This is a genomic window from Streptomyces sp. NBC_00234 (assembly GCF_036195325.1).
Classification (GTDB): domain Bacteria; phylum Actinomycetota; class Actinomycetes; order Streptomycetales; family Streptomycetaceae; genus Streptomyces.
Genome location: NZ_CP108101.1, coordinates 6,953,172 through 6,966,415, shown reverse-complemented (window position 1 = coordinate 6,966,415; position 13,244 = coordinate 6,953,172). Strand labels below are relative to the sequence as shown.

13 protein-coding genes and 1 pseudogene are annotated in these 13,244 nt (G+C 70.1%); 8 read left to right on the top strand and 6 right to left on the bottom strand.

Annotated features, from left to right (window positions below; all coding sequences use genetic code 11):
- Nucleotides 1-363: 363 nt before the first annotated feature.
- From OG230_RS30540 to OG230_RS30515, 6 genes are all read left to right on the top strand, one after another.
- Nucleotides 364-1,578, top strand: a complete 1,215-nt coding sequence (locus OG230_RS30540) for a helix-turn-helix domain-containing protein (RefSeq protein ID WP_328906959.1) — start codon at nt 364-366, stop codon at nt 1,576-1,578.
- A 195-nt stretch (nt 1,579-1,773) separates the two neighbouring features.
- Nucleotides 1,774-2,037, top strand: a complete 264-nt coding sequence (locus OG230_RS30535; protein ID WP_328906958.1) for a hypothetical protein — start codon at nt 1,774-1,776, stop codon at nt 2,035-2,037.
- A 103-nt stretch (nt 2,038-2,140) separates the two neighbouring features.
- Complete coding sequence (locus OG230_RS30530; RefSeq protein ID WP_328906957.1) at nt 2,141-2,614, top strand: SCP2 sterol-binding domain-containing protein; 474 nt, start codon at nt 2,141-2,143, stop codon at nt 2,612-2,614.
- Between the two features lie 4 nt (nt 2,615-2,618).
- Nucleotides 2,619-3,833, top strand: a complete 1,215-nt coding sequence (locus tag OG230_RS30525) for an acyl-CoA dehydrogenase family protein (protein WP_328906956.1) — start codon at nt 2,619-2,621, stop codon at nt 3,831-3,833.
- A gap of 81 nt (nt 3,834-3,914) precedes the next feature.
- The gene (locus OG230_RS30520) at nt 3,915-4,751 is read left to right on the top strand and encodes a hypothetical protein (RefSeq protein WP_328906955.1); all 837 of its coding nucleotides are present in this window, start codon (nt 3,915-3,917) and stop codon (nt 4,749-4,751) included.
- A gap of 55 nt (nt 4,752-4,806) precedes the next feature.
- Complete coding sequence (locus OG230_RS30515; RefSeq protein ID WP_328906954.1) at nt 4,807-6,897, top strand: MDR family MFS transporter; 2,091 nt, start codon at nt 4,807-4,809, stop codon at nt 6,895-6,897.
- Between the two features lie 6 nt (nt 6,898-6,903).
- Here the strand turns inward: OG230_RS30515 and OG230_RS30510 are convergent, their stop codons facing one another.
- From OG230_RS30510 to OG230_RS30500, 3 genes and pseudogenes are all read right to left on the bottom strand, one after another.
- Entirely contained in the window at nt 6,904-7,491 is a 588-nt protein-coding gene (locus OG230_RS30510) for a GNAT family N-acetyltransferase (RefSeq protein ID WP_328906953.1), read from the bottom strand.
- A 44-nt stretch (nt 7,492-7,535) separates the two neighbouring features.
- The gene (locus OG230_RS30505) at nt 7,536-7,982 is read right to left on the bottom strand and encodes a YchJ family protein (RefSeq protein ID WP_328906952.1); all 447 of its coding nucleotides are present in this window, start codon (nt 7,980-7,982) and stop codon (nt 7,536-7,538) included.
- Between the two features lie 30 nt (nt 7,983-8,012).
- Nucleotides 8,013-9,001, bottom strand: a pseudogene (locus OG230_RS30500) (helix-turn-helix domain-containing protein).
- 228 nt (nt 9,002-9,229) lie between these two features.
- Here OG230_RS30500 and OG230_RS30495 point away from each other — a divergent pair.
- Nucleotides 9,230-9,646, top strand: a complete 417-nt coding sequence (locus OG230_RS30495) for a cupin domain-containing protein (RefSeq protein ID WP_328906951.1) — start codon at nt 9,230-9,232, stop codon at nt 9,644-9,646.
- A 59-nt stretch (nt 9,647-9,705) separates the two neighbouring features.
- Nucleotides 9,706-11,193 carry a membrane-associated oxidoreductase gene (locus OG230_RS30490; RefSeq protein ID WP_328906950.1) on the top strand — a complete coding sequence of 496 codons (1,488 nt, stop codon included), beginning with the start codon at nt 9,706-9,708 and terminating at the stop codon, nt 11,191-11,193.
- A gap of 7 nt (nt 11,194-11,200) precedes the next feature.
- Here the strand turns inward: OG230_RS30490 and OG230_RS30485 are convergent, their stop codons facing one another.
- From OG230_RS30485 to OG230_RS30475, 3 genes are all read right to left on the bottom strand, one after another.
- Nucleotides 11,201-12,019 carry an SAM-dependent methyltransferase gene (locus OG230_RS30485; protein WP_328906949.1) on the bottom strand — a complete coding sequence of 273 codons (819 nt, stop codon included), beginning with the start codon at nt 12,017-12,019 and terminating at the stop codon, nt 11,201-11,203.
- A gap of 73 nt (nt 12,020-12,092) precedes the next feature.
- Entirely contained in the window at nt 12,093-12,329 is a 237-nt protein-coding gene (locus OG230_RS30480) for a DUF397 domain-containing protein (RefSeq protein WP_328906948.1), read from the bottom strand.
- Nucleotides 12,329-13,189: a helix-turn-helix domain-containing protein gene (locus OG230_RS30475; RefSeq protein ID WP_328906947.1), complete on the bottom strand. Its 861-nt coding sequence runs from the start codon at nt 13,187-13,189 to the stop codon at nt 12,329-12,331. Before OG230_RS30475 ends, OG230_RS30480 begins: the two co-directional genes overlap by 1 nt.
- Nucleotides 13,190-13,244: the final 55 nt, after the last annotated feature.

Below are 13,244 nucleotides of genomic sequence, written 5' to 3'. Positions count from 1 at the left end.
ATCAACGGGTGCGTACGTACGGGAAAAAGCGCGGCCCTCCCGCACCAAGAACCCGGCCGTCGGTGCACACGGAACGGGAGTGCGTCGCCGTGCGCCGAGGGCACTCACCGACCGGCACACCGGGGAGTGGCGGCCGAAATGCATTGCCCGAAAACGAGCGTGCTCCCGCCCTCTCTGCACCGGACTTCCACCATGCGGCCGAGATGTGTGCCCCCTGCGCTCCGATCTTGTCCAAGTGGTGGGCACTGCTCTTGACTTGGTCTATCTTCGTCGCGGACTTGGTACGCACCTGTCGGTTCGTGGGAGCGCTTTCCCCCCACCGCCTCACCCCACCACCGGGCGCCGAGAGCAAGGGGACACGTCATGCCACATCTCATACAGCCGTTGGACATCGGAGACCCCCTGGGGCCACTCCCCCAGGAATTCGCCGCGATCATGCGGCCCGAACTGCCCAGCCTGATCAAGGAGATCGGCGTAGAGGTCACCCGGGCCTATCCGGAATATGCCCGTCTACTTGACGGCCCCAATGGTCAGGCGATCCGGGTCGGGGTGGAACAGAGCCTTTCCTCGTTCGTCGACCTGGTGGCCGAGCCGTCCTCCCCCACCACGCTGCGCGACGACATGTGCCGCCGGTTCGGACGGTTCGAGGCGTACGAGGGCCGCAGCATGGAGACGCTCCAGGGCGCCTATCGCCTCGGCGCCCGGGTGGCCCTGCGGCGGGCCAAGAAGGTCGGCCGCAGCTACAACTTCTCGCCGACGCTGATGCTGAGCTTCGCCGACGCGCTCTTCACCTACATCGACGAACTGGAATCGCTTTCCCGCGAGGGCTTTCTCGAAGTGCAGTCGCAGGCGGGCGAGCAGAGCGAAGCGCTGCGCCGCCGCCTCCTGCACCTGATCCTCGCCGGCAGCCCCGTACCCGGTTCCGCCATCGCCGAGCTCTGCGAGCAGACGGGGTGGACGCTTCCCGAACAGGTCACCCTGATCGCCGTCCGCGCCCCGGCCGGCCTGGACCGGGTCAGTGCGGACAGTGACGTCCTGGTCGATCTCAGCGACCCGCAGCCGCACTTACTGATTCCGGGCCCCTTCGACGAGGCCCGAAGACACATGCTGGAGCAGGCCATGCCCGGCGCACACGTCGCCATCGGGCTGACGGTCCCGGCCGCACTCGCCTCGGACTCGATCCGCTGGGCCCGGCGGGTCCTCGAACTCGTCGACGCGGGCGTCATCGACGACGCGCCCTTCGTCCACTGCGACGCCCACCTCACGACCCTGTGGCTGCTCTCCGACCCGGCTCTCCTCGACCAGCTCGCCGAGCGCGAACTGGCCCCGGTCGGCGGGATCAGCACCGCGCGCCGGGAACGGCTGATCGAGACCCTGAGCATCTGGCTCGACACGCGCGGAACCGCCGCCCAGATGGGCGAGTTGCTCAGCGTTCATCCCCAGACGGTCCGGTACCGGATGCGCAGCCTGGAGTCGATATTCGGTCAACAACTGGTTGATCCGGAGGCCCGGTTCTCCACCGAAGCGGTCCTGCGCGCCCTGCGGCTGCGGGCCCGCAGCGAGCACGACTCCGGCTGATCCGGATCACGCCTTCGGCCACGGGTCAACTTACTGACAGGTAAGGCGAAATAGACGGTCAGTCCCAAACGGTTGCGACACGGAGACGCACTCAACGAGAAACCTGGAACCGCGTCCCGTACATATGGAGGAGTCGGCCGCCCACCCGGCAGCCACGCACCGCCTCCTGGCCAACCATCCGAGAGGGAAACAGACATGACCGCCTCGCACCTGCTCGTCCCCGTACCGATCCCCGATCGCGTCGCCGCGCTGATCGGCGCCTGCACTCCGCCGCACATCCTGCAGGCCGAGTTCGACGCCGACTGCGCGGCACGCGAGGTCCGCAGGTTCCGCGGGCCCCGCCTCGGCATCGAGGACCAGGCCGACCGCGAGCAGGCACTCTCCGAACTCGCCCGCGCCAACAAGGTCCTCTCCGCGTACCACCCCCGGCTGGCGGTGCACGCCGACTCCTCCTGGTGAGCCCGGAGCATGCCACGCGTCACGCGCGGCGGGCCGCTTGCGAAGCGCCCGCGCGGCGCTTACCTTACTCAAAAGTAAGTTTACTCCAGAGTAAGGAACTGGCGTGGCCGACAAGAGCAGCGGCAACATCACCGCCGAACTGGCAGGACTCGACTTCGCGGCCGTGTCCCCCCAGGAGTTCGCGCGCATCGTCAAGGGCCTGTCCGCCCAGCAGCTCGGCGAGGTCATGCACGGCGAGCTGCGCGCCCGTGTACTGCGCGAGGTGTTCGGCCGGATGAAGCAGCAGTTCCGCCCCGAGGCCGCCGGGCAGCTCACGGCCCTGATCCGCTGGAAGATCACCGGCGAGAGCGACGAGGTCTTCGAGACCTCGATCTCCGGGGGCCGCTGCACCGTCCGCGAAGGGCGCTCGGAGGCCGAACCCCGTACCACCCTCGTGATGGCCGACGCCGAATTCCTCAAGCTCGTCTCCGGCAACGGCAATCCCGTGACCATGTTCATGCTGCGCAAGCTGAAGGTGGCCGGTGACGTCGGTCTGGCCTCGGGCCTGACCCGCTACTTCGACATCCCGAAGGCCTGAGCCGATGAGCTACTTCTCCCTCGCGCTCACCGAGGAGCAGCAGGACCTGCGCGACTGGGTACACGGCTTCGCCTCCCAGGTCGTCCGCCCCGCAGCCGCCGAATGGGACGAGCGGGAGGAGACCCCGTGGCCCGTCATCCAGGAGGCGGCACGGATCGGTCTGTACGGATTCGAATCGCTCGCCGACATGTACGGCGACCCGAGCGGACTCTCCCTGCAGATCGCCAACGAGGAACTGTTCTGGGGCGACGCCGGAATCGGCATGGCGCTCTTCGGCACCTCGCTCGCCGTCGCCGGAATCTTCGCCTCCGGCACGCCCGACCAGCTCGCCGAGTGGGTGCCGCAGTGCTACGGCGACGAGGCCGACCCGAAGGTCGCGGCGTTCTGCGTCTCGGAGCCCCAGGCGGGCTCCGACGTGTCGGCACTGGCGACCAGGGCCCGCTACGACGAGGCCCGCGACGAATGGGTGCTCTCCGGGCAGAAGGCGTGGATCACCAACGGCGGAATCGCCGAGATCCATGTGGTGGTGGCCTCCGTCGATCCGGCACTCGGCTCCCGCGGCCAAGCCGCCTTCGTCGTACCGCCCCGCACCAAGGGCCTCCAGGCGGGCCGCACCGTCAAGAAGCTGGGCCTGCGCGCCTCGCACACCGCGGACGTGTTCCTGGACGACGTACGGATACCCGGCCACTGCCTGCTCGGCGGCAAGGAGAAGCTGGACGCCCGGCTCGCCCGGGCCCGTGAGGGTACGAACACCAAGGGCCAGGCGGCGATGGCCACCTTCGAGGTCAGCCGTCCCACCGTCGGGGCGCAGGCCCTGGGCATCGCGCGGGCCGCGTACGAGTACGCGCTGGAGTACGCGGGGCAGCGCGAGGTCTTCGGCCGGCCGATCATCGAGAACCAGTCGATCGCGTTCGCCCTGGCGGACATCCGCACCGAGATCGAGGCCGTACGGCTGCTCATCTGGCAGGCGGCCTGGATGGCCCGCAACGACCGGCCGTTCGACGCGGGCCAGGGTTCCATGTCCAAACTCCGCGCCGGGGAACTGGCCGTGGCGGCGACGGAGAAGGCCGTCCAGATCCTCGGGGGCGCCGGATACAGCCGGGAGCATCCCGTCGAGCGGATGTACCGCGACGCCAAGATCTACACGATCTTCGAGGGGACCAGCGAGATCCAGCGGCTCGTCATCGCGCGGGCCGTCTCCGGACACCACATCCGCTGAACCGGGACCTTCCCCGGGGCGGGACAATGGCGGGCAGCGGCGGCGCCCGGCCGCCCGCTCACACCACCCCGGGAGAACGTCGTGTCCACCCCACCCGCAGAGCGTCGCCCGACCGTCCTCTACGTCACCGACTACACCTATGAGGCGCGCGGCCGGCGCTACTGCGACGAGGACATCTTCCTGAGCGGGCGCATGGAGGAGGAGTTCGACGTCGTGCGGTGTCACCCCCGCGAGGCCGCCGCCCTGCTGGGCGGCTTCGACGCGGTGGTCATACGCAACAGCGGTCCGGTGATGCACTACCAGGAGGCGTACGACGCCTTCCGTGACCGCGCGCGCGAGCTGGGGACCAGGGTCTACAACCCCCTCGACGGCCGCGGGGACATGGCGGGCAAGCAGTATCTGGTCGAGATGAGCCGGGCCGGCCTTCCGGTCATCCCGACCGTGGACCGGGCCTCGGACCTGGGTCTGCTGCCGGAGGCGGCGGAGTACGCCGTCAAGCCGAAGGCGGGGGCCGACTCGGTGGGTCTGGTCTTCACCACCGATCCCGTGCTGCCGGAGGGCTCGGACGGCACCCTGCTCGTCCAGCCCAGGATCGACTTCCGCTACGAGGTGTCCTTCTACTTCGTCGACCACGACTTCCAGTACGCCCTGTACGCGCCGGACACCGAGCGGCGCTGGGTGCTGGAGCCGTACGAGCCGAGCCCGGCGGACCTGGACTTCGCCCGGACGTTCATCCGGTGGAACAGCCTCACGCACGGGATCCAGCGGGTCGACGCCTGCCGCACCCCCGAGGGCGAGCTGCTCCTCGTCGAGCTGGAGGACCTCAATCCGTACCTCTCGCTCGACCGGATCCCCGAGGACGTCCGGGAGGCGTTCGTCGCGCGGATGAAGACCTCCCTGCACGGTCTGCTGGCCTGACACGTCCGGTCCTTCCCCGCATGCGCCGCAGGCCGGCGGGTGTGAGGGTGCAAGCGTGACCACTGCCAGCGAGACCGCCCCCGCCGCGCAGAGTGCCGCCGCGCCGCCCGTTCTGGACCCGGGCCGCAGGAACATCGTCTTCGCGACCATCGTGCTGGGCATGCTGCTGGCCGCCCTGGACCAGACGATCGTGGGAACGGCGCTCCCCACGATCGTCTCGGACCTGGGGGGCGCCGCCCATATGTCGTGGGTGGTCACCGCCTATCTGCTGGCCGAGACCGTGGCGACGGTCCTGGTCGGCAAGTTCGGCGACCTGTTCGGACGCAAGCTGGTCTTCCAGGTCTCGGCGATCATCTTCATCACCGGCTCGTTCCTGTGCGGCCTCGCCTCGAACATGCTGCTCCTGATCATCTGGCGGGGCATGCAGGGCATCGGCGCGGGCGGGCTCATGGTCACCTCGATGGCGCTGATCGCCGATGTGATCCCGCTGCGCGAACGCGGCAAGTACCAGGGCGCGATCGGTGCCGTCTTCGGGATCTCGACCGTCATCGGGCCGCTGCTGGGCGGGCTGTTCACCGACCATCTGACCTGGCGCTGGGCGTTCTACGTCAATGTGCCGATCGCGATCGTCGTGGTCATCGCGGCGGCCCGCAACATTCCGTCGGTGAAGGCGGCCGGACGGCCGGTCATCGACTACGTGGGCATCGCCCTCGTCGCGGTCGGCGCCAGCGCGGTGATCCTGGCGACGAGCTGGGGCGGAAACGAGTACGCCTGGGGATCGCCGGTCATCATCGGCCTGTTCCTGGGCGGCATCGTGGCCCTCACCCTGTTCTGCCTGGTGGAGGTGCGGGCCGAGGAACCGATGCTGCCGATGCGGCTGTTCCGCAATCCGGTGTTCACGGTCTGCTCGATCCTGAGTTTCATCGTGGGCTTCGCGATGCTCGGCTCGATGATCTTCCTGCCGACGTATCTGCAGTACGTGGACGGGGACTCGGCGACGCTCTCCGGCGTGCGCACGCTGCCGATGGTGGCGGGCCTGCTGGCCGCCTCCATCTTCAGCGGCAATGTGGTGAGCAAGACCGGTCAGTACCGGGTGTTCCCCATCGTGGGCACACTGGTCATCGCGCTGGGGATGTACCTGCTCTCCGGGATGGGTCCGGACACCGGGGTCTGGCTGGAGTCGGTGTACATGCTGGTGCTGGGGCTCGGCATCGGTCTGGCCATGCAGGTCCTGACGATCGCCGTGCAGAACACCGTCGACTACTCCGACCTGGGTACGGCGACCTCGGGCGTGACCTTCTTCCGTACGCTCGGCAGTGCCTTCGGTACGGCGGTCTTCGGCACGATCTACGCCAACGCGCTGCGGCCGAACCTGGCCGAAGGCGTGGCACAGGCGGCAGCCGCAGGCGGCGATCCCGCGACCCTGGTGGTGGCTTCGCAGAACCCCCAGGCCGTGCACGCCCTGCCTTCGGAACAGTCCGCGCCGCTCGCCCAGGCATACGCGGACACGCTGCACACGGTCTTCCTGTGGACCGTGCCGGTGGCCCTGATCGGATTCGTCGTGGCGCTCTTCCTGAAGCAGGTGAAGCTGCGGGACTCAGCGCGGGCCGGCTCGACGGACATGGGCGAGGGTTTCGCCCAGCCCAGTGCCGGGGATTCGGCGAGGCTGCTCGAATTCGCCGTGGCCAAGATCCTGTACAACGCCGGTCCGGCCACGGCGAGACGGATCGTCGCGGAGTCCGATACCCGGCTCGACATGGCGGGAGCCTGGGCGGTGATGCAGGTGGATCTGTTCACGAGGATGGTGGGCCATGCGGGCCTCAGCCTCATCGCGACCAGGCACCGCATCCCGCCCGAGGTCCTGGTGCCGGTCTTCGACCGGATGGTCGAGGAGGGCTTCCTTTCCGGGGACGGCCGCCTCTTCGCCCACACGGCGGCCGGCCGGCGCGAGGCCGCGACGATCTCCGACGCCTGGTCGACCTGGCTGAACGAGCGGCTGGCGGAGGACGGCGCCCGTCCGGACGACCGTCAGCTGCGGGCCGCCGTCGACGTGATCGCCAAGCGGCTGCTGGCCGAGGACCTGGCCCAGGAGCTGTCACCCGCCGCCCCGGCGTACGGGTCGACCCACGTGGGCGCCCGCGTCTGACCCGGGTCAGAGGTGGTCCCAGGCCCGCGGGCGGGCCAGAGCCTCCCATTCGGGGCGCAGCAGGGACAGGAGCGAGATGTCGTGGCGGCGCCCACGGTGCAGACAGGCGGAGCGGCGTACGCCCTCGGGGACGAAGCCCGATCCGGCGAGGACGCGCAGGGCAGCGGCGTTGTCGGAGTGGGTGTGCGCCTCGACCCGTTCGAGGGGCAGCTCGCCGAAGGCCAGGTCCATCAGGGCGTCGAGGGCGTCCGCGCCGTGGCCCTTGGCACGGTGTTCCGGGGCCAGGGCCAGATACGCCTCCGCGGTCCCCTCGGCCAGGTGCTGGTCGGTGAGGGCGACGTGCCCGATCGGGGTGCCGTCCGGGAGGAGGACGAGGAAGTCGTCACGGCTGTTGTCGTCGAGATAGCGCTCGATGCGGTCCCGGAGTTCGTACAGCGAAGCCGGCCAGGCGCCGGTCTCGTGGGCGATCACCGGGTCCGAGCGCCAGCGCCTGATCAGTTCGGCGTCGTCGGTCTCGACGGGTGCGAACGCGATGTTCCGGCCGCGCCAGCAGGGCTCTCGTACGATGTCCGGCTCCGCCGTGTCCTCGCTCATGCGCGGATCGTACGGGCCTGCGGGCGGCCCGGGACACCGGTTATTCAGTCGGCGAAGACGGCCGTCGCATAGACCCATCCATCCTCGTGACGGACGAAGCGGCTCTGCTCGTGGAGCGAGTCGGGGCTGCCCTCGTGCGTGTAGTGCGCGCGGAAGGTGACCGTCCCCGTCGCGTGGAAGGGGCTGCCCTCCGTCGTGTCCAGGATCTCCAGGCGCACCCAGCGCGTCGCGGGGTCGAAGTCGACGGCGGGCGGCCGGGTGTCGGGGTGCCAGGTGCGGAGCAGGTACGCCGCGTCCTGGACCACGAAGGCGGCGTACCGCGAACGCATCAGCGCCTCGCAGGTAAGGGCGGTCCCACCGGCGTGCAGGCGTCCGCAGCATTCCCCGTACGTCGCGGGCAGGCCGCACGGACACGGGGATCCGGGAGTGATCCGCGGTGCGGGGGCTCCGGCGCCGGTCGAGCGGCGGGGGCGGGAGGTGCGTCGTGACATGCCTCCATTGTGACCTGCGGGGGCGGCCGGTCAGCGGGCCGGGCCGAAGCGGTCGCGGTACGCGGTCGGGGTGAGGCCGGTGCGGCGGCGGAGCTGGGTGCGCAGGTTGACCGCCGTGCCGAGCCCGCTGGTCCTGGCGACCACGTCCAGGCGTTCCTCGCCGCGTTCGATGAGCCGGCGGGCGAGGGTGACGCGCTGCTCCGTGAGCCAGGCGAGCGGGGTGGTGCCGAGCTGGGCGCGGAAGCGGCGGTGGAGGGTGGCGGGACTGACGGCCGCCCTGGCGGCGAGGCCGGGGACGCTCACCTCGGTGCCGAGGTGCTGCTGGGCCCATTCCAGGAGCGGTCCGAGCGAGGTGTCGGCGGTGTCGGGCAGGGGGTGCTCGACGAACTGGCGCTGGCCGCCGTCGCGGTGCGTGGGGAAGACCAGGCGCCGGCCGACGGCGGCGGCGATCTCCGCGCCGTGGTCGCTGCGGATGAGGTGGAGTGCCGTGTCGAGCGCGGCGGCGCTTCCCGCTGCCGTGATCACCCGGCCGTCCTCGACGAACAGGACGCCGGGGTCGAGGTGGACCTGTGGATAGCGCGCGGTGAAGGCGTCGGCTCATTGCCAGTGGGTGGTGGCCCGCCGGCCGTCCAGGACGCCCGCGGCGGCGAGCGTGAACGCTCCCGTGCAGAAGCTCACGAGCCGGGCGCCCCTGGCGTCGGCGCGCCGGACGGCGTCGAGGACGGCGGGGTCGGGTGCGGCTTCCGGGTCGGGGCGGTTGGGCACGATGACGGTGTCGGCGCGGTCGGCCGCGTCGAGCCCGGCGACCCCGGAGAGCTGGAAGAAGCCGGCATGCACGGACACGGACGGGTGGCGGCGCAAAGCTCGAACGCGTACCAGGGAACGGGCAGTTCGGGGCGGCGCAGACCGAAGAGCTCGGTGGCCACGCCCATCTCGAAGGGGTTGGAACCGGCCGAGACGATCATGGCGACGCGGTGCGGGGACCCGTGCGGAACGCCGTGCGAGGATTCTTTCGGCATGTGCGATTCCTAGGGCCTGTCGTCAAACTGCCGTCGTTCGACCGAAGGCCGGGCCGCCCGGTGTCTGGTGCGTGCGATCGCAAGGCGCCGGGATGTCCTCGTAGCGGAGCTACTAGGGCATTTCGGCAACGCCGCGAGCGTGCGTGCCAGACACCGGGCGGCAGACGGAAGTTTGACGACAGGCCCTAGCACTCCCCGGGGCGGTGGACCAAGGCCGAGGATGGGGCCATGAGTGAAGACACCGCACAGACCCCTCCCGGACCGATCCTGCTGGACGACGCGCTGAAGTCCTTCGACGCGCTGTGGAGCCCGCGCATCGTGACCCGGGTCAACGACTACGACGTACGGGTCGCCAAGGTCCACGGCGAGCACGTCTGGCACGTGCACGAGAACACGGACGAGTTCTTTCTCGTGCTCGACGGTTCCCTGGACATCGCCCTGCGCGAGGAGGGCGGGGAGCGGTCGGTGACGCTCGGCAGGGGCGCGGTGTTCGTCGTCCCCCGGGGCACCTGGCACCGGCCCCGCTCGGCGGACGGCGCCTCGCTCATGCTGTTCGAACCGTCCGGGACACCGACCACGGGCGACGCCCACGACGAGGTCCCGGACCACGTGGACTCCACGACCGGCCACGCACTCACCCTCTGAACACGGTCTCCGCACACCTGGGTTGACACCCCGACCGGTCGCGGGACAGAGTCCCGCCGATGGAGATCACCGACCTGACCCCCGCCGAGCTCCGCGTCCGGGACGCCTTCCCCCACGGCGCGCTCGTCGACTTCCGCACGGGCGTGGGGGACGAGGACGACCCGGAGGGCGGGGCCGACTGGGGCGCCGGGCGCACCGTACGGGCCGAGGTGCTCCGGGCGCTGCTGCTCTCCGGGGAGCGGGCCGACGGAGAGGTGGCCGCCCTGCGGGTGTGGGGGGCCCGGATCTCCGGGTCCCTGAACGTGCGGTACGCGGTGGCGGAGTGCGCGGTGCTGCTGGCCGGCTGCTCCTTCGAGGCGGCACCGAATCTGTACGGGTCGCAGGTGCGGCAGCTGAATCTGAGCGGCTCGGTCCTGCCCGGCCTGGACGCGGCGACGCTCCGCGTGGACGGGGTGCTGCGGCTGACCGACTGCCGGATTCCCGGCCCGGTGCGGCTCGGCGCGGCCCGTGTCACCCGGGCGCTGTTCTTCGACGGAACCAGGATCGGGGTGAACGCGGACGGCACGACCGCCCCCAACGAGGAGCCCGTCCTCCAGCTGAACCACGCGGTCACCGAGGACGATCTGTGGTGGCCGCGGCTGGAGGTGCACGGCGAGGTCAGGATCAACGGGGCCTCGGTCACCGGGCAGATCCAGCTCGACGACGCGGTGCTGGTGAATCCGGGTGCGACGGCCCTTCAGGCGGAGAACATCACGGTCGGCTCCGACGTACGCGGCATGCGCCTGCGGGTGCGGGGGCGCGTCAATCTGCGCGGGGCCCGGATACCCGGGCAGCTGAACCTCGCGTACGCACGGCTCTCCCACCCGGGCGGGGTCGCGCTGCGTGCGAGCAGCTGCACGATCGGCGAGCTGTGGCTCCGGGAGGCGGAGCCGATCGAGGGCGGCGTGAATCTGCGGCGCTCCCAGTTCGACCTGATCCACGCCGATCCGGACGTGTGGCCGCAGGAGGTCCTGCTGGACGGACTGACGTACACCTCGCTGCTCCCCCGTCTCCCCGCCGAACGGCGGCTGCCGCTGCTCGAACACGAGGTGGAGGGCTACACGCCGTACGCCTACGAGCAGTTGACGGCGGCGTACCGGCGGATCGGGGACGACGACGCCGCCCGGACCGTGCTGCTCGCCAAGCAGCGCAGACACCGCACGACACTGCCGGGGTACGCCAGGGTCTGGGGGCATCTCCAGGACGTCACGGTGGGATACGGCTTCCGGCCGGTGCGGGCGGCGGCCTGGCTGTTCTCTCTGCTGCTCGCCGGTTCGGTGGCGTACGCGACCCACCATCCGCGCCCGCTGAAGGCGGACGAGGCGCCGCCGTTCAGCCCGGTGGTCTACACGCTGGACCTGCTGCTGCCCATCGTCGACTTCGGCCAGGAGAAGGCGTACAACCCGATGGGCTGGTACCAGTGGCTGTCGTACCTGCTGATCGTGACCGGGTGGCTGCTCGCGACGACGATCGCCGCCGGCATCACCCGGTCCGTCAGCCGCCAGTGACGCGTGGTCAGGGCTTGCGGGCGACGCCCGCGTATCCGGGAATCGGCTCGTCGCCCGGGACGTCGATGACCTCGCCGAGCTCGGGACGCCAGTCCGCGGAGAGCGAGACACCGGGCTCGACGAGCTCCAGGCCCTCGAAGAACGCGGAGAGTTCGGCGTGGGAGCGCGGCCGGAGCGTCATGCCCTTGGCCTTGTACATGGCGCGGGCCTGGGCCGCGCCCTCCGGGTTGAAGTCGCCCGTGGTGTGCGAGAGCACCAGGTAACTGCCGGAGGGGAGCTGCTCGACGAGCCGGCCGACCAGTTCGGCGGCGCCGTCCTCGTCGTCCAGGAAGTGCAGCAGGGCCAGCAGCGACAGCGCGATCGGCTTGCTGAAGTCGAGGACCTTGCCGGCCTGTTCCAGGATCGTCGCGGGCTCGCGCGCGTCCACCTGGATGTACTCGGTGGCGCCCTCCGGCGTGGAGCGCAGCAGCGCCGCGGCGTGCGCGAGGACGATCGGGTCGTTGTCGCAGTAGACGATGCGCGCGTCCGGGGCCGCCCGCTGGGCGATCTGGTGGAGGTTGGGCTCGGTGGGTATGCCGGTGCCGATGTCGAGGAACTGGCGCACCCCGTTCTCGGCGAGATAGCGGGTGGCACGGTGCATGAAGGCGCGGTTCACCCGGGCCATGTCGCGTCCCCGGGAGTCCAAGGCCAGCAACTGCCGGGCCATCTGTTCGTCGACCGGGTAGTTGTCCTTGCCACCGAGGAACCAGTCGTACATCCGCGCGGGGTGCGGCTTGCTGGTGTCGATCTCGATGACATGGCTCGCCTGTGGTTCTTGCCCGGTCATATCGCGCTCCGTTGGGTTCGTAGGTCGGCGATCACAGCGAACAGCTTGTGGGGAGAGGATATGTGCCGGTCCATCAGGTGAGAAGGAAGTCGGCCTGACCTGCCTTGGCGCCCTGGATGAACGCGGCGATCTCACGGTTGGAGTAGATCAGGGCGGGGCCCTCGGGGTCCGCGGACTGGCGTACGGCGACCCGGCCGTCGGCCAGCTTCATGGCCTCGACGCAGTTTCCCCCGTTGCCGCCGCTCCAGGGCTTGGACCAGCCTTCGGAGCCGAGGTCGGCGGCCGGCATGCCGTTGTATATGTCGCTCATCACAGCTCCTTGCGGAAGTCCCGGAGGATTTCCTTCGTGCGTTGTGCAGTTGCGGCCTGAGCCGCCATGCGGTCCATGACTTCGAGGTAGGAGGCCACCTCGGGACGCGCGTCGAAGTAGACGGCGCCTGTCAGGTACTCGCTGTAGACCATGTCGGGCAGTTCGGGGACCGCGAAGCGGAAGAGGACGAAGGGGCCGTACGTGCCCGGGTGGTGGCCGGTGGCGAACTCCGCGATCTGCAGTGTCACGTTGGGCATCTCGGTGGCTTCCAGCAGCCGGTCGATCTGGCCCCGCATCGCGTCGGCGCTGCCCACCGGGCGGCGCAGGACGGTCTCGTCCATGACCACCCACAGCTTCGGGGCCTCCTCCTTGGTCAGCAGCGACTGCCGCGCCATCCGCAGGGCCACGTGGCGCTCGATGTCCTCGGGCCTGGTCTGGCCGACGGCTCCGGTACGCATGACGGAGCGCGCGTAGTCCTCGGTCTGCAGCAGGCCGGGGACGAAGTGCGGTTCGTACATACGGAGGATGGCGGCGGCGCCCTCCAGACTCACGTACATGCTGAACCAGTCGGGCAGCACGTCGTGGAAACGCTGCCACCAGCCGGGCTTGTTGGCCTCTTCGGCGAGGTCGACGAAGGAGTCGGCCTCCTCGTCGGCGATCCCGTACGCCTTCAGCAGCAGCTGGACATAGGGGATCTTGAGCCCGACCTCGGCCGTCTCCATCCTGCGTATGGTCGCGGGAGCGACCCGGAGCACTCTGGCGGCCTGGTCGCGGCTCAGACCTGCGCGCTCCCGCAGATCCTGCAGGCGCTTGCCGAGGACGACTTGGCCCACGGTCGGGGCGGACCGCGGTTCGCTCACTTCAGACCTCCCCATGCGCTGTTTGTCGAGCAGTGTGCCATGCGGGTGGCGGCAA